We start from the raw sequence: 23,789 nt of genomic DNA, 5'->3' as shown, positions 1-23,789 counted from the left end.
TTCTTTCTCTTGAAATTTGAGGGTGCTCCGAGGGCGTGGAGATCGCCGCTCCCGGAGCGACTGGCCATGGGTAGGCCAGTATTCTATGCTGCTTGATCCTGCTCACGGCGGGCGGCGAGGATTGCAGTGATCTCCGCCTGAATCCGGGCCTCTTCCTCTTCTAGCTGATCAGGCGTCCACTCTTTCCTGCGCTGAAGACCTCGCTCCAACCGCTCACGCACCTGTTTCCGCCGCTTATTATCCTGCTTTGATCTCTTCCGAGGTGGTGTCGCGGTGTCGCCGTGCGCACCGTATTGAAATCGCCCTGCATCGTTCATGACTCTGTCCAAAAAATCATTCATGTCAGGAGATGCCGTGTCTACGCGCATAGGCCATTCGCTGCTGGGGGCCGAGCGATTTAAGGATGGCGAGATGGGAGTTCAATGACATACCTGCCGCTACATCACCCCGGGGTCGATCCAGACCATGTTCACGTGCATAATTCATCCTCTCCTGCCTGCTCATGCTGGCGGTATCGGTTTGAATCTTATTGATTTCTGCCGCTTCCACCTCAGCGGCGATCAGCTTTGCTGAAATAGACGGCTCATTCCGCAGGGAGGCAGTCGCCGCTTCAAGGTCCAGCTCGATGGCACCGCCCGAGAGGACGTGCTCACGCACGGCAGGAAGGTTTTCGATCAGTGCTGGATTATCAACCTCAACCTTGGTGTACTCCGCAAAAGCTGACTTTACGGCGGCTAGCGCTTTTAAGTGATTTGCTCTGTCCTCATCGCTGAGATGTTGTAGCAGTTCGTTAATATCGCTCATTTTTCTTACCTCAAGTTGTTGTATTTATGTGTTTTTCTCAGGGTTTACTGCCCACAGGGCGCTGATCCAGCTTCGCCAGCCTGCATCACCCCATGGGAGTTCATCGGCTTGATTGCTCAGGACGTACCGCACCACCGCTGGGTGGATCAGAGTGATCTGGCGTAGATGTTCCACCCCCGGCAAACCGCTTCGGATAGCCGCTTCTCTTACTTGGCGCTGGATACCTCTGGCCCGCTCGGCCTCCTCAGGGGCTAGGGAGCAAGCAAACTCAGCAGATCGACACTGAGCGTGTTCACCTAGGTAGATATCGTCACCACGCCGGGCGCGTACCTGTGAGTCGAAGGTCACGACACGATGCAGAACATCGCCAGACAACCCACGCTGAGAGCGCTGCCGGATGCGTGCCACGACCTCAGGAAGAGGGTACAGGACGCCCTTAGGCGAGCCTGAAACCACGTGGGCTACTGGTCGCGGCTGGAACCACCGCACCAGTGATCTTTTGGTTGCAACACCGAGGTTCTGTAGATCAAGAATGCGCAGCGTCGCGCTGTTCGTATCAAGGCTCATCGACAGATGACTCCTATTATTTTTTTTTTGGGGATCGCTGGAACGCTCTGCGTCTTCCTGCTTGACACCTGTATGACAGCAAAAGTGACATCTGTCAACTTTTTGAGCAAAAAGGGTCATTTTATCTTGCATAAATGATTATATTGTGAATCAAAATTGCACCACGCCACTTTGCGTGCCATTTGCGGGCAAGAATCTCTTTCGTTTACAGTCACATAGCGAGGTTATAGCTTCCTAGGTGTTAATCACACCAATGGAGAAACCGAATCATGACAATTTCTGAGCAGATGCACGGCGACCTAATTACCGCGACATCGAGGATGGCTGACGCGGCTCTAGCCCCCATTTCTGCGGCGATGATGCGCCAGCTTAGCGGGATGTTGGATCACGCACAGCAGCAGCTATCCGCGATGCAGGAGGCCATACCTAAAGATAATGTGGTGATGCATCCACGCCGCTAACGCGGCTGAAGTAGAAACACACCTGCGTGCCACACTCGAGGTCCTGAAGTCGATAGGAGAGCCAATGCAGGCCATATCCGCGATGCTTTGGCGGGATGGTATATAGAATGAGCAGATGCCCCGTCAGGGGCCTCTCTGTAAGCCTGACAGGCCTTGCCTCTAACGCGGCTCACTCTTCATGTGTCATTTCCTTATGCACCCATTCCAGAACCTCGCGCTTCGTTCGCCCACTGCTAAGCTCAATCACGTCATCCAAGGAGCGCCGCTCCTTATCCCGACGGTAACGCACCTCCGCGAGACTGCGTAGATAGGTATCCCACTCCTCCAGAACCTCGCGACGCCTCTCCAGCTTATCGGATCGGAGATAGGCACGCTGATCGCGATCCCCCCGACCCTTCATGTGCTGGATGATGTGTTCACCTAGCATGAAGTCGATCCGCAGAACGTCATCCGACCAATTGCGGAACGTGGTCCGCAGACCATGCGCTGTGGCGAGACGCCCTTCGGCATCTTTCCATTCATACTTGCGGAGCCAAAGGCGGTGCGCGTTGTTACTAAGATGCCCGCTCTTCGATGCCTCTGACGGGAAGACATATCCGGAGTCACCCCATTTGCGCCGTGCAGTGCGCAGGATATCGATCATGGCCCCCGTCAGGGGGACGCGGAAGACGTACTCCCAGTGCTTCACCCTGCCCGCTGGGATGGTCCAAACCTTTTCTTTGAAGTCGAACTCCTCCCATTCGGCGATCACGATGCAGTTTACCCGCACCCCCGTTAACATCAGGAGCTTCATGGACAGCCCAACAGATGTATCTTGTAGTGCACACCATAGCGCAGGCGCATCCTGCCACGGGATTGCAGGATGGTTTTCATGTTCGATGTTCTGAGGCCCTAGGCGATTTGCGACACGGTCCATCAAGTCGCGGTCGACTCTTGGATCATCTACCGACACGTAGCCAACTACAGCGTTAATCCACTGGCGCAGCTTGCGTGTCTTCTCCTGCCCCCACATGGGCTTGAGGAACTTGATAAGATCATCGGCGGTGAGGTCCGCGACGCCTTTCCTTCCGATATGCGGGAAGACGTTAAGCTCCATTCCGCGAAGCCAATTCAGGGGCCTCGCGTAGTGCTGGCAATGCACTTGCCAATACTCCCGGGCAGCTTCTTCAAATGTCACACCTTGCCGCCTAACGGCGGTACGTTCCGCAATAGGGTCCCTGCCCTCTGCCTTAATGCCCCGGGCCTTCGACGCCAGCTCTCTGGCCTTTGCCAGTGATACTTCAGGATACTTACCTAAACCCATCTCACGGGCGGCTCCGTTCAGCGTGTACTTATATATCCACGACGCGCCCCGCTTTTTCTTATCGAAGTAAAGCCCTGCGCCATCGTGGTGCTTCTTAACAGGTAGCCCGGGCAACTCTGCCGCTTTCAGCTTTGACATCTGGAGGTCACTTTCTATCGGTCGGGCTTCGCGCCCCTGAAAACTGACCCCCAAACTAACCCCCAACTACATGTTGCGCAAATAGAATCTAATATTCGTTAAGTTATTGATTTCATTAACTTCATATTGATGCATGTTCTACATTTAGCCCAGTGTGATTCCCCTACGGGCTGCCACTTGTACTTTCCCCCAACCTATATTTGCCGCAGTTACTGGCCCACCCGACGGTCGGTTAAGGCCTGCAGTGGCATGGCGCATCAAGACCGGGCCGCACCAATCATGCCTGACGCCAAGGGTAGCGTGCAAAACGCGGCTTGACGGGTGCCGGAACAACTGTCATCGAAATGCGGTCGGTTTCCTTCGGGAAATAATAGGGAATTCGCCATTCGAGCTTGGTCTTGAATGAACCGAAACTGCCCCCGCAACTGTAGACGGTGAGCTACCTCCATCATGCCACTGGGCCCTTTGGTCCGGGAAGGCGGGGACAGCCGCGATCCGTCAGTCAGGAGACCTGCCGACACTGAACCTGAAACACCGGGCGGGGTTGCTCGGGAGAGGATGATGATGGGACCGAGCCTTACGACACGCGCAGACCACCTTGCGCCCTCGCGCCGTTTTGCTGGCCCCTTCTCTTTCTATTCAAAGACCCCGGCGTCGGACCAACCGGAGCCTTCGACATGACAACCACACGCGCAAAAGCGACATTTACCGGCCTGACCCTGATCGCCTCCCTTGCAGGTAGCACCGTGCTGGCGGCAGAAACAGACTATCCGCTGACGATCGATAATTGCGGCCACAGCCTGACCTTTGACAGCACCCCCGAGGCCACCGTGACCATCGGGCAATCCACGACCGAGATCCTGTATCTTCTGGGCCAGCAGGACCGGATCAAGGGCACGTCGGTCTGGTTCAGCTCTGTCCTGCCAGAATTTAAAGAGACCAACGCCGCCATCGACAGGTTGGCCGACAATGACCCCAGCTTTGAAAGCGTTCTGGCCAAACGTCCCGATCTGGTCACCGTCATGTATGAATGGCACGTCGGTCCCGAAGGTATGGTTGGTACCCGCGACAGTTTTCACGAGGTTGGCGTTCCGACCTATGTGATGCCCACCGACTGCGCCGCAAAGGACAATACGGTCGGGGCGGATGGCACGCGATCTGAACTGTTCACCACCCAGCAGCTCTATACCAGCATCGAGGAACTTGCCCGGATCTACAACGCGCAAGATGCTGGTGCCGCCCTGCTGCAAGATCTGCAATCGCGCGAAGCAAAGGCCGTGGCGAAGGCCAAATCGCTGAACCTGCCTCAGGGTACATCAGCGTTGTTCTGGTTCTCTGCGTCGGAAATGGCGGCGGACCCCTATGTCGCCGGCCAGCAGGGTGTGCCCGCCTATATGATGGACAAGCTTGGCGTCGAAAACGTTGTGACCTCGGCCGAGGAATGGCCGCTGGTAGGCTGGGAAACACTGGCGAAATCAGATCCGACCTTCATTGTTCTTGCCAAGATGGACCGTCGCCGCTTTCCGGCTGATGATATCGAGAAAAAGCGCGAATTCCTGATGACTGACCCCGTCGCCCGCGAGATGACGGCCGTGGAAGAGGGCCGCATCATCACCATGGACGCCCATGCGATGGACCCGACCGTGCGCGCGATCTATGCGCTCGAGACGATGGCCGACGCGCTGTCCGGTTTCGATCTGGCCGAATGACCGCAATCGACCGCCCCGTAATGCGCAGGCCGCAGTGGCACTGGTGGGTGATTATCCCGCCCGTGCTGCTGGCCGCCCTGCTGTTTGGTGCCGCTATTGGCGAAGTCTCCATCCCGCCGCAGGTGGTGCTGAAAGTGCTGGCCAACAAGGTGCTGAACGCGGGCTATGCGGTCGACAAGATCGACGAAGGCATTGTGTGGAACTACCGCATGGCACGGGCCGTGGTCGCGATGTGTTGCGGGGCCGGTCTGGCGCTGTCAGGCGTCGTGTTGCAAGCCCTGCTGCGCAATGCGTTGGCGGACCCTTATCTGCTGGGCATCTCGGCGGGCGCGTCGACGGGTGCCGTCGCGGTGACCATCCTCGGGCTGGGGGGTGGTGCGATCTCGTTGTCCATCGGGGCATTCAGCGGGGCGCTTGTGGCCTTTGCCTTTGTCGCCGTGCTGGCGCAGGCAGCGGGGGGCGGCGTGGGACTGCGGGCGGCGGGTGTGATCGTGCTGGCAGGCATTGCTGGCAGCCAGATGTTCAACGCCCTGACCGCGCTGATGATCACCAAATCCGCGAATGCGGAACAGGCCCGCGCCATCATGTTCTGGCTCTTGGGAAACATGTCGGGCGTGCGTTGGCCCGATGTGTTCAGCGCGCTGCCTGCCGCGATGATCGGCTTGGTCGCCTGCCTGTGGCACGCCCGTGCGTTGGATGCCTTTACTTTTGGCAGCGACAGTGCCGCGTCCTTGGGCATTCCGGTGCGCCGCGTGCAGCTGCTGCTGATCGGCACGGCGGCACTGGTCACGGCGGTGATGGTATCGGTGGTCGGGGCGATCGGCTTTGTCGGGCTGGTGATCCCCCACGCCATGCGCATTGTCGTAGGGCACCGCCACGCGATCCTTGTCCCGGCGTCCGCCCTGGCGGGCGCTGTGTTCCTGGTCTTTGCCGATGTGATTTCGCGGGTGATCGTACCGGGCCAAGTGCTGCCCATTGGCGTCGTTACCGCTTTGGTCGGCGCGCCTGTGTTTGCGCTGATCCTGATTGGCAAAAGGACGTCGCCATGATCCTGTCGTGTCACGAACTGGGCTGGCGGGTGCGCAACCGCGCCATTGTCAACGATGTGTCCCTGTCCTTGCGTCCGGGCGAAAAGCTGGGGCTGATCGGGCCGAACGGATCGGGTAAATCCACGTTGCTGCATATGCTCGCCGGCATTCAGAAACCGTCGCGCGGGCGGGTCGAACTGGACGGCGCACCGCTGGCAAAGATGCGCCAGCGCGATATCGCGCAACGGCTGGCGTTGGTCGAACAACACGCCGACACCGCTGACCGCATCACCGTGCGGCATGCCGTTGAACTGGGCCGCACACCGTGGCTGTCGGCCCTGCGCGGGTGGAGCCATCAGGATGATGCCATCGTGACACAGGCCTTGGCGGATGTGGACCTGTCGGGCTTTGGCGACCGGCACTGGCACACGCTGTCGGGCGGTGAACAACAGCGCGTCCATATCGCGCGCGCCTTGGCACAAAGGCCGCAAGTGCTGCTGCTGGACGAGCCGACGAACCACCTTGATATCCGGCACCAACTGTCGATCCTCGAGCTGATCCAACGCCTGCCAACCACCGCCATCATCGCGCTTCATGACCTGAACCAAGCCACCCTTTGCGACCGTATCTGCGTGCTGCAAAACGGCACCTTGCGTGCCATTGGCACCCCGTCCGAGATCATGAACGAACCTCTGCTGCGCGAGGTGTTCGGCGTCTGCGGCCACTTCCTCACGGATCCGGCGGACAACGCCCAAGTGATCCGCTTTCACACCGCCGCCCATTAACTGGCACAACCTGCGCAACATTTAACGCCTATCTTAAGCATCCGGTCGGGAACCTTCCGCGCTCTCCTTAGGTTTAACCTAAGGATCCTGAAGGAGTAGCTACAGATGACCGATAAAAAGCAGACCCCTCCCACCACCACTGACGCAGGTATTCGCGTTCAAAGTGATGAACATTCGCTGACCGTTGGCCCCGATGGCCCGATCGTGCTGAATGATGCCTATCTTCTTGAACAAATGGCGAATTTCAACCGCGAGCGCATCCCAGAGCGCCAGCCCCACGCCAAAGGCTCCGGTGCGTTCGGCACCTTCGAGACGACGCAGGACGTGTCGAAATATACGATGGCGAATATCTTTCAGCCCGGTGCGACATGCGATGTGGTGATGCGGTTCTCTACCGTGGCGGGGGAACGCGGCAGCCCTGACACATGGCGCGACCCGCGCGGCTTTTCGGTCAAGATGTACACCGACGAAGGCATCTTTGACATGGTCGGCAACAACACCCCGATCTTCTTTGTGCGCGACCCGATCAAGTTCCAGCAGTTCATCCGGAGCCAGAAACGCCGCGCCGACAACAACATGCGCGACCACGACATGCAGTGGGACTTCTGGACCCTGTCGCCAGAAAGTGCGCATCAGGTAACCTATCTGATGGGCGACCGCGGCATCCCCAAAAACTGGCGCGAGATGAATGGCTATTCCAGCCACACCTATTCGCTGGTCAACGCGGAGGGTGAAAAATTCTGGGTCAAGTTCCACTTCCACACCGATCAGGGCAACGGCAACGCCTATCTCAGTCAGGACGAGGCCGACAAGCTGGCCGGGACCAACGGTGATTATCACCGCGCCGATCTGTTCAACAACATCCGCGACGGGAACCACCCCAGCTGGACGCTCAAATGGCAGATCATGCCGTACGAGGATGCCAAGACCTATCGCATCAACCCGTTTGACCTGACCAAAGTCTGGCCGCACGACGATTACCCATTGATCGAGGTCGGCAAGCTGACGCTGAACCGCAACCCCACCGATTTCCACACAGAGATCGAACAGGCCGCGTTCGAGCCAAACAACATGGTGCCGGGCGTTGGACTGTCACCGGATAAGATGTTGATGGCACGCGGCTTTGCCTATGCTGACGCGCACCGCGCGCGGCTGGGGGTGAACTACAAGCAGATTCCCGTCAACAAGCCCGTCTCGCCCACGCATAGCTATTCAAAGGATGGTGCGGGCCGGACTGAAAAGGTCTCTGATCCGGTTTACGCGCCCAACTCCTACGGTGGCCCGTCTGCGCAGCCGCACCGGCATGAGGCCGGCCTGTGGTATTCCGACGGTGAAATGGTGCGTCAGGCCTATACCCTGCGCCCTGATGATGACGACTGGACCCAAGCCGGCAAGCTTGTGCGCGAGGTCATGGACGCGGACGGCCGCGAACGTTTGGTGTCAAACGTCGTGGGTCATTTGTGTGACGGTGTCAGTGAAAAGGTGCTGGTCCGCGCCTTTGAATACTGGCGCAATGTCGACAAGGAAACCGGCGACAAGATCGAGGCCGGAGTGCGTGAAAAGCTGGGCGGTGAATCCAAAGCGCCCGGTATGGCGTCAGCGCTAAGCATTGGCGGCAAGTAACGCCAACCTATCTATTGCACGCTATCAGCGGGGCCTTAACGGGCCCCGCTTTGCTGTGTCTAGCTTCGCTGTGTTATCCGACGGCGATATTGTCGATCAGCCGCACACCGGCCAACCAAGCAGCTGCAAGCAAGCGTGCAGGACGGTCGGGCGTGGTCATCAGTTCCAATCGGTCGGCGGATCGCAAATCAAGGTATTCCACTTGCGTAAAGCCCGCGCGTTCAATCCGCTTCACTGCCACCGCGCGCAATGCTTCAAGATCCCCCCCCGCGCGCAGCCCCTCTGACATCTCTTCCATCGCGCGGTGCAATTCTGGTGCCCACGTACGGGCGCGATCCGACAACATCAGGTTGCGCGACGACATGGCCAGCCCGTCCTCTTCGCGGATGGTAGGGCAACCGACGACCTCGATCGGGAGGTCCAGATCGCGGGCCAGACGGGTGACCACCTGTAGCTGCTGATAGTCCTTTTCGCCAAAGAACGCCTTGTCGGCTTGGGTCTGGGTGAACAGCTTGGTCACGATGGTCGCAACCCCGTCAAAGTGCCCTGCCCGATGCGCACCGCACAACCCTTGGGTGATGCCATCGACGGATACGGTCGTCGCAAAGCCATCGGGGTACATCTGCGCCCCGTCAGGCACGTAAACCACATCCGCCTTCAACGAGATCAGCTTGCGCGCGTCCTCTTCTTCGGTGCGGGGATAGTTCTTGTAGTCATCAGGGTTATTGAATTGCTTGGGGTTGATAAAGATCGTCACGATCACGCGGTCGCAGACCTCTTTCCCCGCCCGAACAAGGCTCAGGTGACCCTGATGCAGCGCACCCATCGTGGGCACGACGGCGACACTTTCGCCCGCGGCTTTCCATCCGGCGACTTTGCTGCGCAGCTCGGTCAGGGTGCGGATAATTTGGGGTGTCATGTTTTGGAAACCTCGTCAGAAAATATATGGTCGGGCCCGGGGAAGGATCGCGCCGTGACCTCGTCGGCATAGGCCTGAACCGCGGCCTTTGCGTCATCACCCAGATGGGCGTAGCGTTTTACGAATTTCGCCTTGAAGGCGGTGAACAGTCCCAGCATGTCGTCGACCACCAGAATTTGCCCGTCGCATTGCGCGGATGCACCGATGCCGATGGTGGGAATGGCGACGGTTTCGGTGATCTGGTTGGCCAGCGCTTGCGGTACTTTTTCAAGCACCACGGCAAAGGCCCCTGCCCGCGTCACCGCCTGCGCGTCGACCATCAGCTGCGTGCCTGCCGCGCCGCGCCCCTGCACCTTATAGCCGCCAAGCGTGTGGATCGACTGCGGCGTCAGCCCGATATGCGCCATCACCGGAATGCCCCGCTTGGTCAGGAACGCGATGGTGTCTTCCATCACCTCGCCCCCCTCGAGCTTGACCGCCCCAGCACCGGTTTCGCGCATCAAACGCGCCGCGTTTTCAAAGGCTTGAGCCGGGCTTTGTTCATAACTGCCAAAGGGCATGTCGATCACCAGCATCGACTGCTTCAGCCCGCGCCGCACGGCTTGACCGTGCAAGATCATCATCTCCATCGTGACCTCGAGCGTCGACGGCAGCCCGTGCAGCACCATCCCCACTGAATCGCCCACCAGCACAAAGTCGCAGATGCCATCCATCACCTGTGCCATCGGCGTCGTATAGGCCGTCAGGCTCACCAGCGGAGCCCCCCCTTTTCGAGCCAGAATATCCGTCGGCATCGGGGCAGTCTTGCGGGCTGTTGCGCTCATCTTGGCGGTCCTTTGTATAAGGTACGTCATTGCAATCACTGTGGCGCATGCACAGGCATGGGCCGGCTTGCGCATGCTTCTAGACCAAAACATCGCGGTTGAGGTAGCAAAACCCGAAAGAATTTTCGCGTGTCGCAGCGTCAGGCGACGTGGTGCTACTTTGACGGGATGGGCGGGACGGTCTGGGCACGGTGTCCCATAGGCATGGTCAACACCAGCAGGCACATCACGACCAGTCCCACACCGGTCCACCCCAAGGCGGGCAAGCGTTCGCCCACAATGACCACGGCCAGCACCGCTGCGACCACGGGTTCGATCAGCGTCAGCGTGGTGGCCGTACTAGCACGCACCCGTGACAGCCCGTACCCAAAACAGATATAGCCCAGAAACATCGGCACAAACGCCATATAAAGCCCCACCGCCGCATTGCCCCATGATGCCAGCAGCGGGCCACCCGTTACGATCAGCACGGGCATGAGCATCACCCCTCCCAGACCAAAAGTCGCGCCCATGACGACCGATGACCGCACGCCACGCAACATCACCGCCCGCGCCGTCCAGCTATACAGCGCATAAGTAAAGCCCCCCAGCAGACCAAGCGCCACCCCAAGCGGGACAGATGAACCGCCCACAGCGCCGTGGCTGCTCCCCTCGGCCAGACAAATCAGCACTATCCCCGCAACGCCCGACAGCGCACCGACGGTCCAGCGCAGGGTCAGCTTGGATCGTTCCATCACATATTCAATGAGAGCGGCAAACAAGGGCGCGGTGCCGATGGTGACGACGGTACCGATGGTCACCCCCGCCAGCCGCATCGCGCCGTAAAAGGCCAGTGGATAAATCATGACGGCCAAGGCCCCCAGCAGCAGCAAACCACGATGCTGCCACAGTTGCGCACGCGCATGGGCCATGCCCCGCAGCGCGAGCAGCGCCTGTCCGAGACCGCCAATCCCCATGGCAGCAGCACCGATGGCAGCAGCACTGACATCGGGGGCGAAAGTCGCGGCCGTGCCTGTCGTGCCCCAAACGGTACCCGCGAACAGCACACCCGCGATGCCACGCGCATTGCTTTGACTGCCCGCATTGGCTGCGTTTGTCATAGGGTCACGCCTACTGCCTTGAAGCTTGCCACGCCCGCGCAATGAAGGCCGCCGGCATCATTGAGTTATTCAGAGTGCAACCGCGACACGATGCTGCTGGCTGTGACCGTCCCGATCGTCTCTCCGTCTTCGACGACGGGGATCGCCTGTCCATCGTCGCCGATTTTGCCAATCAGTTCCGAGACCGGCGTTTCTGCGGCAACGGCCCCGTCCGAGCTGGCGGCCGGTGGTCCCATCACGTCGCGCGCCGTCAGCACGCCAAGCGGGTTCATATTGGCCACAAACTCCGCGACATAGTCCGACGCGGGGTTCGAGAAAATCTCGCGCGGGGTGCCGCATTGCACGATGCGCCCCCCCTCCATGATCGCGATGCGACCGCCGAGCTTGAAGGCTTCGTCCAGATCGTGGCTGACGAAGATGATCGTGCGTTTAAGGTCGCGTTGCAGATCAAGCAGCTCGTCCTGCAAGCGGGTACGGATCAGCGGATCAAGCGCAGAGAAAGGCTCGTCCATCAAAAGGATCGGCGCTTCGGTGGCAAAGGCACGGGCCAGACCCACACGTTGCTGCATGCCGCCCGACAGCTCGCTGACCTTGCGGTCGGCCCAATCGGCCAGTCCGACCAGTTTCAGCTGCGCCTCTGCCCGTTCAAGGCGTTCGCGTTTCGGCACATCCGCCAGTTCCAGCCCAAGCGCCACATTGTCACGCACTGTGCGCCACGGCAGTAATCCGAACTGCTGGAACACCATCGACACACATTCACGGCGCACACGGCGCAGGTCAGCGGCAGAGCTTGCGGTGACGTCACAGCTCCAGTCGCCATCATGCACCCGCACCGATCCGCGCGCCAGCGGGTTCAACCCGTTGACCGCGCGCAGCAAGGTGGATTTGCCTGACCCCGACAAGCCCATCAACACAAGGATCTCGCCTTGTTTGACGTCGAGCGAGCAGTTGTGCACCCCGAGGATCTGGCCGGTTTCGACCTCGATCTCGGCGCGGTCTTTGCCTGCATCCATCAAGGGCAGCGCCTTGGCCGGTTTCGTGCCGAACACGATGGATACGTTGTCGAATTCGACGGCGCTTGCGGGGTTGTTCATTTGATCGCTCATTTACGTGTCACCCGTAGCATCCGGTCCAGCATGATGGCGACCACCACGATGATCAGCCCCGATTCAAAGCCAAGCCCTGTGTTCACCTGATTAAGCGCCCGCACCACCGGCACGCCCAGACCATCGGCCCCCACAAGTGCTGCGATCACCACCATCGACAGCGACAGCATGATCGTCTGGTTCAGACCGGTCATAATCTGTGGCAAGGCATAGGGCAGTTCGATTTTCCACAAGGTCTGGCTGGGCTTTGCGCCAAAGGCTTGCGCGGCCTCAAGCAGCGCCTTGGGGGTCGATGCGATGCCAAGCTGCGTCAGCCGGATCGGCGCGGGCAGTACAAAGATCACCGTCGCGATCAGCCCCGGCACCATGCCGATGCCGAAAAAGACAATCGCGGGAATTAGATAGACGAAGGTGGGCAGCGTCTGCATCAGATCGAGCACCGGTGCCATATAGCGATACATCCGCGGGCGGTGCGCAGCGGCGATGCCGATGGGGACGCCGACGCCCATACACACCACACAGGCCGACAGCACCAGCGTCAGGCTTTCGGTCGTTTCCTCCCAATAGTCCTGATTGAGGATGAACAAAAACCCCACCACGATCAGCAACGGGGTTTTCCAGTTGCGCTGTATCGCCCATGTCAGCGCGCCGAAGACGGCGATGATGAACAGCGGATGTGGCGTTTGCAGCACCCAGAGGATTGCGTCAATCAACCACTCCATCGCGACGGCCAGCCCGTCGAACAGCCACCCGGCGTTGATCAGCAACCAATCAAAGATCGCCTCTGCGGCGTCATCAATCGGGATCTTATTGTCGGTGAGCCAGTTCATGGGAACCTCCGGAGGACTGTTATCGTGCGATCATAGCAAAAAGGGCCCGCCCAGTGGCAGGCCCTTTTCACATTTTGTTGGATCAATTACTCGACGATGGTCTTAGCGGCGGCCATCGCGTCGCCACCGTCACGTGTTGTGACGCCGTCCAGCCATGTGTTCAGCACGTCAGGATTGGCCTTGATCCAGGCCGTTGCCGCATCGCGTGGCTCTTCGCCGTCATCCAGAATGGCGCCCATGATTTCGTTTTCCATGGCGAGCGTGAATTCCAGATTGTTCAGCAGCTTGCCGACGTTCGGGCATTCTTCGACGAAACCGGCGCGGGTGTTGGTCGCAACTGTCGCCCCGCCCAGATCGGGCCCAAAGAAGTCGTCCCCGCCTTCAAGATAGGTCAGGTCAAAGTTCGCGTTCATCGGGTGCGGTTCCCAGCCAAGAAAGACGATCGGCTCGTCCTTGGCGGACAGGCGTTTCACCTGCGCCAGCATCCCCTGCTCGGAGGATTCCTTGACCTCGAATTCGGCCAGATCAAAAGCGTTGTCGTCAATCATCGACTGGATCAGACGGTTGCCGTCGTTACCGGGCTCGATGCCATAAATCTGGCCGTCCAGCGCGTCTGCATTGGCAGCGATATCGGCGAAGGTCTTGATCCCCAGATCGGCGGCGGCTTTGTTCACCGCCAGCGTGTATTTCGCGCCGGTCAGGTTGGTGCGCACAGTGTCAACCGTACCGTCTTCGCGGTAAGGCGCGATGTCGGCCTCCATTGTGGGCATCCAGTTGCCAAGAAACACATCTATATCGCCCGCAGCCATCGACGTATAAGTCACCGGAACGGAAAGGATTTTTACGTCGGTTTCATACCCCAATGCGTCCAGCACAACGGTGGTCGCAGCGGTTGTTGCGGTGATGTCGGTCCAGCCCACGTCGGAAAAAGTTATTTCGTCACAGCTGGCCGCAGCAAGGCTGCTGGCGAGCGATAAGGTAAGCGCGGTGGTTGCTGCAAGGATTTTCATGGCAGAGGAACTCCCGTTATGTTTATTGTTGGTCGCGCAATAGAGCGCTATCGCGCCCTTCGATGCAACCCGATTTCTATAGGACCGCGCGGCATGATGCAGCGCGGACAAGGAGAAAACCAATGATCTGCATGCCCCATTATCACCGTCCGTTTTACGCAGGTCGCCCCGCGTGAGCGGCGCAAGCCCTGCGTGGATCGGCGTCGATGTGTCGGACGGACACGTGCATTTGTGGGTGCATGATCCCCGTGGTGACGTGCTGGCACAGGCCGACGGGCCAGTTGCCGATTTGCCCGCCGAGGCGGGGTTTGTTGCCGCACTGACCGACCTGCTGTCACCCTATTTGTCAGAGCACCAGCGCTTGCCGGTGATTGTGGCTGGGCTGCCCGCCCTGCCCGCACACAGTCTGAGGCCGGTGCCAGCGCTGCCCGTTGACGGGTTGTTGGGTCTGGATGCCGACGACCCACGCTTGGATTTACGCGCGGTGCCGGGGCTGAAACAGGTCAGTCCGCCCCAGATTATGCAAGGCCCCGAAACCGCGATCGCGGGCTACCTGCAGGGACTGCCAGAGTTCGACGGCGTGATCTGCACCCTTGATGCGCAGTCCACATGGAGCCACATCAGCGCGCGCGAGGTGGTCAGCTTTCAAACATTCGTGACACCCGCGATGGCACTCCAGCTTGGCGGTGCCGCCCCCCTGTCGCAGGCCGTTGCCGGCACGACGCTGATTGAAGAGACGTTTGACACGGCCGTGAATGACATCATGGCCCGCCCTCAAGGCTTTGGTACCGCCCTTGCCGAGATTTCTGCGCAAGCCGCCCTTGAGGGGACCAGCCCCGATGCAGGCTGGTCGCGGCTGATGGGGGCTCTGATCGGGCTCGAGCTTGCCGGATCGCGCCCCTACTGGCTGGGGCGCGAAGTCGTGATCCTATCGGACAGCCCGCTGTCCGCGCTATATGCACGCGCCCTAAAAGCGCAGGGCGTCGTGGCACAAGATGTTTCGCGCAGGGAGCATCTGCGCACAGGGCTTCAGGTCTGTGCAGAGGCGAGCGTCGGCTGACCAGACGAGCCCACCTAACAAGACGGGCCCACCTAAGGGGAAGCCCCCGGCCTTAGGCCGGGGTGCCACCGTTTTCGGGAAAGAAGCAAGCCGCCGCATGGTGGCCTTGGGTCAGTTCGGGCCGTTCAGCACGGCATTTATCCTGCACCTTCCAGCACCGTGGCGCAAAGGGGCACCCGTCGGGAATGGCTAAGGGCGATGGCAATTCGCCCTGCAGCTTGATCCGTTCTTTCGCGGCACGCGGGCCTGCCTGCGGCGTCGCCGACAGCAGCGCTTTGGCATAAGGATGAAACGGCGTGCCGAACACATCCTCGCGGCTACCGCGTTCGACGGCACGGCCCAGATACATCACGATCACCTCGTCGGCGACGTGACGCACAACGCTGAGGTCGTGCGAGATGAACAGATAGGCCAGCTGCAGACGTTCTTGCAGATCAACCAGCAAGTTCAGTACCGAGCTTTGGATCGACAGGTCCAACGCCGAGACAGGTTCGTCCAGCACCAACACCTTGGGGTCCAGCATCAGCGCGCGGGCAATCGCGATCCGTTGGCGTTGCCCCCCCGAGAACATATGCGGGTAGCGGTCAAAATGTTCGGGACGCAGGCCCACTAGACCCAGCATTTCACGCGCTTTGGCGGTGCGATCCTTGCGGCTCATGTCGGGGCGGTTGATCTTGAGCGGTTCCTCGAGGATCGCACCGATCCGCTGGCGCGGGTTCAGCGATCCATAGGGATCTTGAAACACGATCTGCACCGATTTGCGCAACGACGCCCAGTGTTCGCGCACCACCGGTTTGCCGTCCAGCGTCAGCGATCCCGCGGTCGGGTCTTCGATCATGGTGACCATCCGCGCGAGCGTCGATTTCCCGCAGCCGCTTTCGCCCACAACGGCCAATGTCTTGCCGGGGTAGAGCGTGAAATCCAGCCCTGCCACCGCCTTGAGAGTTTGCGGCTTGCGAAACAGCCCGCCGCCGACCTCGTAGTGGCGTTCAAGCGCGGTTGCAGTCATCACAGGTGCGGTCATGATGCGACCCTTTCGTCTGTGTTCAAGGGGTAGAAGCAACGCGCATAGCCCAGATCAGGGCCCAAAGCGGGCGGTGCTTCGGCTTTGCATTTGGCGTTGGCGAATTTGCAGCGTGGCGAGAACAGGCAGCCTGCGGGGCGGTCGAACTGCCCCGGCACCACGCCTGGAATTGTCGGCAGCCGTTTCTCCGTCGCCCGTTCTGGCAACGCATCCAGCAGCGCCGACGTATAGGGGTGATGCGGCGTGTCAAACAGCGGGATCACCGGCTGCTCTTCGATCTTTTGGCCCGCATATTGAACGCTGACGCGTTCGGCGGTTTCCGCAACGACGCCCATATCGTGCGTGATCAAGACCAGCCCCATGCCGGTTTCCTCGCGCAAGGACGCCAGCAGATCAAGAATCTGCGCCTGAATGGTCACATCCAGCGCCGTGGTAGGTTCGTCCGCAATCAGCAGCTTGGGCTTGCAGGCAATCGCCATGGCGATCATCACACGCTGGTTCATCCCGCCCGACATCTGGTGCGGAAAGGCGGACAGCCGCTTTTCGGGATCGGGGATACCGACCTGTTCAAACAGCTCAATCGCCCGTTTCTGACGTTCGCGGCGGCCCATGCCAAGGTGGACCCGCAGGGCCTCGCGGATTTGCCAGCCGACGGTGAAACACGGGTTCAGTGATGACATCGGTTCCTGAAAGATCATCGCCAGATCATTGCCGACAATCTTGCGGCGCGCTTTGGCGCCCATCGTCAGCAGGTTGTGCCCGTCAAAGGTCAGCTCGTCCGCGGTGACGGTAGCCGTCCAGGGCAGCAGCCCCATCAACGCCAGCATTGACACGGATTTACCCGACCCGCTTTCCCCCACAATCGCGAGGATTTCGCTTTCGTTCACGTCTTGGTCGACGCCGTCCACCGCCCGGAACTTGCCCGAGGCCGTGGCGAAATCAACGCTTAGGTTTCTGATACGCAAAAGTGTCATGGCTCAGCTCCGTTTCAGTTTCGGATCAAGCGCGTCGCGCAGGCCGTCACCCATGAGGTTGATCGCAAGCACGGTCACAAGGATCGCCACGCCGGGGAAGGTCACGACCCACCATGCACGCAGGATGAACTCGCGTGCTTCGGCCAGCATGGTGCCCCATTCAGGTGTGGGCGGCTGCGCCCCCATCCCCAGAAAGCCCAAGGCAGCCGCATCAAGGATCGCGGTCGAAAACGACAGGGCGGCCTGCACGATGATCGGCGCAAGACAGTTGGGCAGCACGGTGACGAACATCAGCCGGACTATCCCTGCCCCTGCGACACGCGCCGAGGTCACGTAATCTTTTTGCCGTTCTGACATGACGCTGGCGCGGGTCAGACGCACATAGTGGGGCTGCAAAACAATCGCGATGGCAATCATCGCGTTGGTCAGCGATGGTCCGAGGATCGCCACCAGCACGAGCGCCAGCAGCAACGACGGGAATGCCAAAACGATATCCATCACCCGCATGATGATGCTATCGACCCATTTAGGCGCAAAGCCCGCGATCAGGCCGATGATGATCCCGCCGCTCGCCGCGATGGAGACGACAACGACCCCCACAAAGAAAGAATAGCGCGCGCCCACGATCAAGCGCGACAGCATATCGCGTCCCAGCGGGTCGGTGCCCAGAATATGGTTCCAGCTGCCGCCCTCCTGCCACGCGGGGGGCTGTAGGGTGGCGGCGCGGAATTGCTCGGTTGCGTCATGAGGCGCAACCCAAGGGCCGAACAGCGCCAGAAAGGCGAAGACCGCAAAGATATACAGCCCGATGACAGCGCCACGGTTTTCGCGGAAGTAGAACCAGAATTCGCGCAAGCGGCCCGGACGTTCCTGAACCATTGCGGCTTCGGCAGAGAGTGCGTCGTCCATATTATCGCTTTCTGATTTTGGGGTTGATGACGCCGTACAGCATGTCGACGGTCAGGTTCACGACCATCACCATCACAGCAATCAGCAGCAGCCCGCCCTGAACCACGGGGTAATCGCGGCGGAAAATACTATCGACCATCCACTTGCCGATGCCCGGCCAGCTAAAGATCGTTTCGGTCAGGATCGCGCCGGCCAGCAGCGTGCCCACCGACAGACCAATCACGGTGATCACGGGGATCAGCGCATTACGCAGCGCGTGGATGCCGTTGATCCGTCCCGGAGACATGCCCTTAGCGCGGGCGGTACGGATATAATCCTCGCCCAAGACTTCAAGCATAGCCGACCGCGTCTGGCGTGCGATCACGGCCAGCGGGATCGTCCCCAGCACAATCGTCGGCAAGATCAGATGCCGCACCGCCGAAATAAACGCGCCTTTCTGGCCTGACGCCAGACTGTCGATCAGCATAAAGCCGGTGGGGTTGGGGAAATAATACAGCAGATCGATCCGCCCCGACACAGGCGTCCATTGCAGGTTGCCCGAAAAGACGATGATCAGCAGCAACGCCCACCAGAAGATCGGCATCGAATAGCCCACCAGTGCCGTCGACATCAGCGCCCGGTCAAAGAACTTGCCACGGTTCACCGCCGCAATCACCCCCGCCGGAAGGCCAAGCGCGATGGCAAAGATCATCGCACAGACCGACAGCTCAAGCGTCGCGGGGAACAGCGTAAAGAATTCATCGAACACCGGGCGTTTGGTGACAAAGCTGTTGCCCAGATCGCCCTGAAGCACGCCGGTTAGATAATCCCAGAATTGCACATAGATCGGCTGGTCATAGCCGAATTGTTTGGCCAGTTGGGCATAGCGTTCGTCAGAGATGCCACGCTCGCCCGCCATCACCTGAATGGGGTCGCCGGGCAGCGCGCGGATGAACCCGAAGGAGATCAGCGTCACCCCGATAAAGGTCGGGATGAACGTCAGCAGACGTCCCAGAACATAGTTCAGCATTTTATCACCATCAGCTCTTTGGGGAAGTTGGTCAGCGTTTCATAGCCATCGTCGGTAATCAGCACGTCATCTTCGATGCGCACGCCAAAATTTCCGATCTCGTAGAGACCGGGCTCATTCGTGTAAACCGTTCCGGCGGGTAAAGTCATGTGATTGCCGCGCATGATATAGGGGGCCTCGTGGACTTCGCGGCCCAGACCGTGGCCGGTCTTGGTACGGATACGGTCACCATAGGGCGACGCTTCAAGCACAGAAATCACGGCGTCGTCGATGTCGTGCGCAGACACCCCTGCGCGGGTCACGGCAAGGCCGGCCATATTGGCGCGCAGCACGGTATCATACACATCGCGCCCCTCGTCGGTCACGTGATCCAGAAAAACGGTGCGGGTAATGTCGGCGGCAAAGCCGTTCTTGCGCGCGCCGAAATCCAGCAGCAGCGCGTCGCCTGCCTTGACCGCGTAATCCTCGCGCGCGTGGGCATGGGGGCGGGCCGATCCGTCTGCGGCGGCCACGATGGGACCAAAGGACAGGTCATCCGCCCCTTCGGCAAACAGCGCCTGCACCAGCGTCTGTTCAATCTGCTTTTCGCTCTGGCCCAGCTTAACGCTGTCCAACGTCCGCTGCAGGGCGCGTTCGGAAATCGCGATGGCTTCGCGCAGGGCAGAAATATCTTCGGGGGTTTTGATCATCCTCAGTGCCGATATTTCGCGCTCTGCATCGGTGATGGTCAGATCGGGCTGCGCGGTCTTGAACGCATGGTGCACGAACACGCGCATCACCTGCCCCTCAACCGCCAGCGACGAGATGCCCAAATGCTGCGTCAGCGCGGCAAAGGCATCGGCATAGCCCGTCTGATCACGCCAATCGAATACCGCGCCGTCAAATCCGACCGTGTCCCAGCTGCCCAGCTCGAGGTTCGGCAACAGCACAGCCGCGGGTTTATCCGCGGGGATCACCAGAACAAAGGGGCGTTCGTGGCTCATAAAGCTTTGGCCAACGGCACGCGAAAAATTGGGCCCGGGCACCAGCGCCACGGCATCGACACCCAAAATGGCGGCCACAGCGGCATAGTCGGCAAGACGTTGGGAGAGATTTTCTGACACGGGGGCTTGCGCCTTTCGTTAACGTGGCCGGGGCCTAGAATAGAGGAAGGGACGGCGTGATATGCACCGTCCCCATTGCTTTGTGGTCGCTGTTATTGCGACAGACCAACCTGGTTGAAGATGTGGCCACCCAGCGGGTGTACGACATAGTTTTCAACTTCGGGACGCATTGGCATGTAAACAACCGAATGCGCGATGGTTGCCCAAGGGGCTTGGTCTTTGAAGATTTCCTGCGCTTTTTCATAAAGCGGCGCACGTTCTTCTTGGGTTGGCAGAACCTTGGCTTCCTGAACCAGGGCGTCGAATTCCTCGTTGCACCATTGTGCGCGGTTGGATTTCTCTACGCCGTCACAGCCCAGCAGAACCGCGAGGAAGTTGTCGGGGTCACCGTTGTCACCTGTCCAACCCAGCAGAACGGCACCATCGCGGTCTTTCGCTTTGGAACGCTCAAGGTATTCACCCCATTCGTAGGAAACGATCTCGACGTCGACACCGACCTTGGAGAAATCTTCCTGCATCAGCTCGGCCATACGGCGGGCATTGGGGTTATAGGGACGCTGAACCGGCATCGCCCAGATTTTCAGCGTCAGGTCAGACACGCCTTCGGCTTCCAGCGCGGCTTTCGCGGCTTCGGGATCGTATTTGTCATCCTCGATCGCGTCGTTGTAGGACCACATTGTTGGCGGCAGCGGGTTCTTGGCGATCTCGCCGGAGCCCTGGAACACCACGTCGATGATCGCCTGTTTGTCGATCGCCATATTCAACGCTTTGCGCACGTTGGCGTTGTCGAACGGAGGCATCTGTGTGTTGTACGCCAGATAGCCCACGTTCAGGCCCTCTTGCTCCATCACGACGACATCTTCGGCGTCTTTCATCGCCTGCACGTCGGCAGGGTTTGGATAGGCCATCACGTGGCATTCGCCCGCCTGAACCTTCTGGTAGCGCACGGACGCGTCTGGTGTGATCGCAAAGATCAACGCTTCGACGCGTGCTGGGTCACCCCAGTATGCGTCATTGCGCACATAACGGATCACGGCGTCTTTCTGGTAGGCTTGGAAGGTGAACGGACCGGTGCCGATGGGCGCTTGGTTCATCATTTCCGGCGTGCCGGCTTCCAGCATCGCGTCAGCATATTCCTTGGACACGATCGACGCGAAATCCATTGCCATGTTGGCGATGATTGGCGCTTCGGCGCGGGTCAGGTTGAACTGAACAGTGTAATCGTCAACTTTTTCAATGCTTTCGACCAGATCAGGCATCGACATCGCACCGTAGTATTCCCACGTGCCGCCCGATACTTTGTTGTAAGGGTTTTCGGCATTGCCCTGACGGTCAAAGCTAAAGATCACGTCATCGGCGTTGAAATCACGTGTGGGCGTGAATTGCGCGTTGCTGTGAAACTTGACGCCTTTGCGCAGCTTGAACGTGACGGTTTTGCCGTCTTCGGAAACGTCCCAGCTTTCGGCCAGCGCGGGAATGGTTTCGGTTGTGCCGACCTTGAATTCCGCCAAGCGGTTGTAAACCGGGTGGCTGGACGCGTCAAAGGTCGTGCCCGATGTGTACAGGGCCGGGTCAAAGCCTTCGGGCGACCCTTCCGAGCAATAGACCAGCGACTGCGCCTGCGCCGCAACGCCAAGCGTGCTCAGCAGCAGGCCAGTGGCCATGATTTTCTTAAAAGACATTCGATTTACTCTCCTGGTTGGTAAAGTGGTATGTCCCCACGGCCTCTTTGGGCCGATGAGGGCGATAGGGTTAACGCCTGAGGGGTAACATTTCGCGCGAGCTCTCTGCTGGCGCGGCCTCATTCTGTCCGATTTCCCCGGACTTATCGTATTTCATCCGACCGACCCATAATATGCGGGCCTGCCGATCTGTCTTGTTGGACCAGCAATGCGGCGTGGTACCCAGATAATGCAGACTGTCGCCCGCGGTCATCAGATACTCCCGTTCGCCAACCATCTGCGAGATCTCTCCCTCGAGGATATAGATGATCTCTTCGCCAACATGGGTCACTGTTTCGGATTCGTAGCCGGGCGGGACATTCATCACATAGGATGTCATCTCGTGGCCCGCGCGTTCGGCACCGATCTGTTCATATTCAATCGACGATCCTGCCACCGCAAAACGGGGGCGTCCGGCACCGCGGGTCAGACTGTCGACCGTACGCGGGGTGCGCACAAAGAAATCTGTATTAACCTCAAGCGCGGCGGCGATCTGGCTGAGCGTGCCAAGGGTCGGCGTCGCATTGGCACGTTCCACCTGGCTCAGATAGCCGACCGACACACCGGACGCGGCGGACAGCTGCTGCAATGTCATCGCCATACGATGACGCTGCATCCGCATGCGGTCGCCCAATCCATCCGGTGGCGAAAGCGTTGCCGCCTGTATCGCTGTTGTTGACAAATAATCCCCCGAAAGCACGCTTTGGCGTATCTTGGCGCACAGGCTGTCGCGCAACTTTGTTTACGTCAACAATAAAAATTATTGTCAGAGTGAAAACACTGCCAGTTGCCGCGACGGCACTATGCGTTGAACCCGACACGGATCGCCCACCGTGGCACAGGACCGTTTCCATTTATACGTGCACACTCCCCGCAGCCCGATGAGTGCACATTTTTTAGGCAACCGCTAGAAAAAACGACGCGGACCGCGCCATCGGCCCGTCTGCCCCGTTGCAACAATCAGCCCCGCGACACACGCTAAACAGATGAATATGCCCCCATCTCTGCTGGTGTTTACCGACCTTGATGGCACGTTGCTGTCGCATACCTCCTATCGCTGGGACGCGGCCACACAGGCGCTGGATACACTGCGCGATATCGGCGCAGCGCTGGTGATCGCCAGCTCCAAATCCGCCCCAGAGATCATAGAGATTCGCGCCCAGTTGGGCTGGACCAATTGCCCCGCGATCATTGAAAACGGCGCAGGCATTCTGCCCCCCGAGAGCACCGACACACCCAACACGGATACCTATGTCCGGCTGCGCCGCGTGCTGGATAGTTTGCCCGCCGATCTGCGCGACCCGTTTTGCGGGTTCGGCGATATGACTGTGGCGCAGATTGCGCACATCACGGGCCTGTCGCACAGCGGTGCCTCTAACGCGGCAGAGCGCGCGTTTTCCGAACCCGGCATCTGGTCCGGCAGCGCCCAACTGCGCACCACATTTATCGACGCCTTGCACAACCACGGCATCCATGCCCGCGAAGGCGGCAGGTTTCTCACACTGTCATACGGGCGCACCAAGGCCGATCAGATGGCCGCGCTGACCGATGGTTTTGGGGCCCGTCATACACTTGCCCTAGGGGACGCCCCCAACGACATCGAGATGCTGCAAGCGGCAGATTTTGGCGTCATCGTTGCCAACCCGCACCGTAACCCCCTGCCCCCGATGCCCGGCGAAGGCACGGGCCGGATCACCCGCACCACCCTTGCCGGCCCCGCAGGGTGGAACACCGCCGTGCTTGATCTGATCGCGCGCCTTAACCTGAACAAAGGATAGACAA

At 59.7% G+C, this 23,789-nt stretch carries 24 protein-coding genes and 1 riboswitch; of the genes, 7 read left to right on the top strand and 17 right to left on the bottom strand.

Features of this window, described 5'->3' with window-relative positions:
• Window positions 1-83: 83 nt before the first annotated feature.
• From ACVBAU_RS07335 to ACVBAU_RS07325, 3 genes are read right to left on the bottom strand one after another with little or no spacing between them, the layout of a single operon-like run.
• Complete coding sequence (locus ACVBAU_RS07335) at window positions 84-341, bottom strand: hypothetical protein (RefSeq protein WP_448328763.1); 258 nt, start codon at window positions 339-341, stop codon at window positions 84-86.
• A gap of 1 nt (window position 342) precedes the next feature.
• Window positions 343-804: a hypothetical protein gene (locus ACVBAU_RS07330; protein ID WP_448328761.1), complete on the bottom strand. Its 462-nt coding sequence runs from the start codon at window positions 802-804 to the stop codon at window positions 343-345.
• A gap of 24 nt (window positions 805-828) precedes the next feature.
• The gene (locus ACVBAU_RS07325; RefSeq protein WP_448326742.1) at window positions 829-1,503 is read right to left on the bottom strand and encodes a hypothetical protein; all 675 of its coding nucleotides are present in this window, start codon (window positions 1,501-1,503) and stop codon (window positions 829-831) included.
• A 137-nt stretch (window positions 1,504-1,640) separates the two neighbouring features.
• Here ACVBAU_RS07325 and ACVBAU_RS07320 point away from each other — a divergent pair, with 137 nt between their 5' ends.
• A complete protein-coding gene (locus ACVBAU_RS07320) occupies window positions 1,641-1,832 on the top strand; it encodes a hypothetical protein (protein ID WP_448326743.1) in 192 nt (63 codons plus the stop codon).
• Between the two features lie 169 nt (window positions 1,833-2,001).
• Here the strand turns inward: ACVBAU_RS07320 and ACVBAU_RS07315 are convergent, their stop codons facing one another.
• Complete coding sequence (locus tag ACVBAU_RS07315; RefSeq protein WP_448328759.1) at window positions 2,002-3,273, bottom strand: tyrosine-type recombinase/integrase; 1,272 nt, start codon at window positions 3,271-3,273, stop codon at window positions 2,002-2,004.
• 334 nt (window positions 3,274-3,607) lie between these two features.
• Window positions 3,608-3,806, top strand: a riboswitch (cobalamin riboswitch).
• Window positions 3,807-3,950: 144 nt separating this feature from the next.
• Between ACVBAU_RS07315 and ACVBAU_RS07310 the strand changes: the two genes are divergently transcribed.
• The 4 genes from ACVBAU_RS07310 to ACVBAU_RS07295 all read left to right on the top strand — a co-directional run bounded on the left by ACVBAU_RS07310 (window position 3,951) and on the right by ACVBAU_RS07295 (window position 8,418).
• The gene (locus ACVBAU_RS07310) at window positions 3,951-4,982 is read left to right on the top strand and encodes an ABC transporter substrate-binding protein (RefSeq protein ID WP_448328757.1); all 1,032 of its coding nucleotides are present in this window, start codon (window positions 3,951-3,953) and stop codon (window positions 4,980-4,982) included.
• A gap of 20 nt (window positions 4,983-5,002) precedes the next feature.
• The gene (locus ACVBAU_RS07305) at window positions 5,003-6,031 is read left to right on the top strand and encodes a FecCD family ABC transporter permease (RefSeq protein WP_254700569.1); all 1,029 of its coding nucleotides are present in this window, start codon (window positions 5,003-5,005) and stop codon (window positions 6,029-6,031) included.
• Window positions 6,028-6,795: an ABC transporter ATP-binding protein gene (locus ACVBAU_RS07300; RefSeq protein ID WP_138923775.1), complete on the top strand. Its 768-nt coding sequence runs from the start codon at window positions 6,028-6,030 to the stop codon at window positions 6,793-6,795. Before ACVBAU_RS07305 ends, ACVBAU_RS07300 begins: the two co-directional genes overlap by 4 nt.
• Before the next feature lie 105 nt (window positions 6,796-6,900).
• Window positions 6,901-8,418: a catalase gene (locus ACVBAU_RS07295; protein ID WP_448328755.1), complete on the top strand. Its 1,518-nt coding sequence runs from the start codon at window positions 6,901-6,903 to the stop codon at window positions 8,416-8,418.
• Between the two features lie 73 nt (window positions 8,419-8,491).
• Here ACVBAU_RS07295 and panC read toward each other — a convergent pair whose 3' ends face one another.
• The 6 genes from panC to ACVBAU_RS07265 form a co-directional block, all read right to left on the bottom strand.
• Window positions 8,492-9,337, bottom strand: coding sequence for a pantoate--beta-alanine ligase (gene panC / locus ACVBAU_RS07290; protein WP_138923777.1), 846 nt, complete (start codon window positions 9,335-9,337; stop codon window positions 8,492-8,494).
• A complete protein-coding gene (gene panB, locus ACVBAU_RS07285; RefSeq protein WP_448328752.1) occupies window positions 9,334-10,161 on the bottom strand; it encodes a 3-methyl-2-oxobutanoate hydroxymethyltransferase in 828 nt (275 codons plus the stop codon). Before panB ends, panC begins: the two co-directional genes overlap by 4 nt.
• Window positions 10,162-10,316: 155 nt before the next feature.
• Window positions 10,317-11,261, bottom strand: a complete 945-nt coding sequence (locus ACVBAU_RS07280; RefSeq protein ID WP_448328750.1) for a DMT family transporter — start codon at window positions 11,259-11,261, stop codon at window positions 10,317-10,319.
• Between the two features lie 65 nt (window positions 11,262-11,326).
• Window positions 11,327-12,367, bottom strand: coding sequence for a choline ABC transporter ATP-binding protein (gene choV, locus ACVBAU_RS07275; RefSeq protein ID WP_448328749.1), 1,041 nt, complete (start codon window positions 12,365-12,367; stop codon window positions 11,327-11,329).
• Complete coding sequence (choW, locus tag ACVBAU_RS07270) at window positions 12,364-13,197, bottom strand: choline ABC transporter permease subunit (RefSeq protein ID WP_138923781.1); 834 nt, start codon at window positions 13,195-13,197, stop codon at window positions 12,364-12,366. Before choW ends, choV begins: the two co-directional genes overlap by 4 nt.
• Window positions 13,198-13,283: 86 nt before the next feature.
• On the bottom strand, window positions 13,284-14,207 hold the full coding sequence (locus ACVBAU_RS07265) for a choline ABC transporter substrate-binding protein (protein WP_138923782.1): 924 nt from the start codon (window positions 14,205-14,207) through the stop codon (window positions 13,284-13,286).
• 172 nt (window positions 14,208-14,379) lie between these two features.
• On the opposite strand from ACVBAU_RS07265, the gene ACVBAU_RS07260 reads away from it, so the two are divergent.
• Window positions 14,380-15,267, top strand: a complete 888-nt coding sequence (locus tag ACVBAU_RS07260) for a 2-dehydro-3-deoxygalactonokinase (protein ID WP_448328746.1) — start codon at window positions 14,380-14,382, stop codon at window positions 15,265-15,267.
• A 52-nt stretch (window positions 15,268-15,319) separates the two neighbouring features.
• Here ACVBAU_RS07260 and ACVBAU_RS07255 read toward each other — a convergent pair whose 3' ends face one another.
• The 7 genes from ACVBAU_RS07255 to ACVBAU_RS07225 all read right to left on the bottom strand — a co-directional run bounded on the left by ACVBAU_RS07255 (window position 15,320) and on the right by ACVBAU_RS07225 (window position 22,629).
• Window positions 15,320-16,291: an ABC transporter ATP-binding protein gene (locus ACVBAU_RS07255; protein ID WP_448328744.1), complete on the bottom strand. Its 972-nt coding sequence runs from the start codon at window positions 16,289-16,291 to the stop codon at window positions 15,320-15,322.
• Window positions 16,288-17,265: an ABC transporter ATP-binding protein gene (locus ACVBAU_RS07250; protein ID WP_138923785.1), complete on the bottom strand. Its 978-nt coding sequence runs from the start codon at window positions 17,263-17,265 to the stop codon at window positions 16,288-16,290. The genes ACVBAU_RS07255 and ACVBAU_RS07250 overlap by 4 nt, the downstream gene beginning before the upstream one ends.
• Window positions 17,266-17,268: 3 nt before the next feature.
• Window positions 17,269-18,174: an ABC transporter permease subunit gene (locus tag ACVBAU_RS07245; protein WP_138923786.1), complete on the bottom strand. Its 906-nt coding sequence runs from the start codon at window positions 18,172-18,174 to the stop codon at window positions 17,269-17,271.
• Window position 18,175: 1 nt separating this feature from the next.
• Window positions 18,176-19,183, bottom strand: coding sequence for an ABC transporter permease subunit (locus tag ACVBAU_RS07240; RefSeq protein WP_093733222.1), 1,008 nt, complete (start codon window positions 19,181-19,183; stop codon window positions 18,176-18,178).
• Window positions 19,177-20,286 (bottom strand): M24 family metallopeptidase, encoded by a 1,110-nt coding sequence (locus tag ACVBAU_RS07235; protein WP_448328741.1) that lies wholly within the window; start codon window positions 20,284-20,286, stop codon window positions 19,177-19,179. Before ACVBAU_RS07235 ends, ACVBAU_RS07240 begins: the two co-directional genes overlap by 7 nt.
• Before the next feature lie 92 nt (window positions 20,287-20,378).
• Entirely contained in the window at window positions 20,379-21,968 is a 1,590-nt protein-coding gene (locus ACVBAU_RS07230) for an ABC transporter substrate-binding protein (protein ID WP_138923789.1), read from the bottom strand.
• Between the two features lie 70 nt (window positions 21,969-22,038).
• Window positions 22,039-22,629, bottom strand: coding sequence for a helix-turn-helix domain-containing protein (locus tag ACVBAU_RS07225; protein ID WP_138923790.1), 591 nt, complete (start codon window positions 22,627-22,629; stop codon window positions 22,039-22,041).
• 364 nt (window positions 22,630-22,993) lie between these two features.
• On the opposite strand from ACVBAU_RS07225, the gene ACVBAU_RS07220 reads away from it, so the two are divergent.
• Window positions 22,994-23,785, top strand: a complete 792-nt coding sequence (locus tag ACVBAU_RS07220; RefSeq protein ID WP_448328739.1) for an HAD-IIB family hydrolase — start codon at window positions 22,994-22,996, stop codon at window positions 23,783-23,785.
• The last annotated feature ends 4 nt before the right edge of the window (window positions 23,786-23,789 follow it).

The sequence above is a fragment of the Sulfitobacter sp. M13 genome (assembly GCF_053474885.1).
Note: the sequence above shows the minus strand (reverse complement) of the source record. Positions and strands in the feature narration are given on the sequence as shown.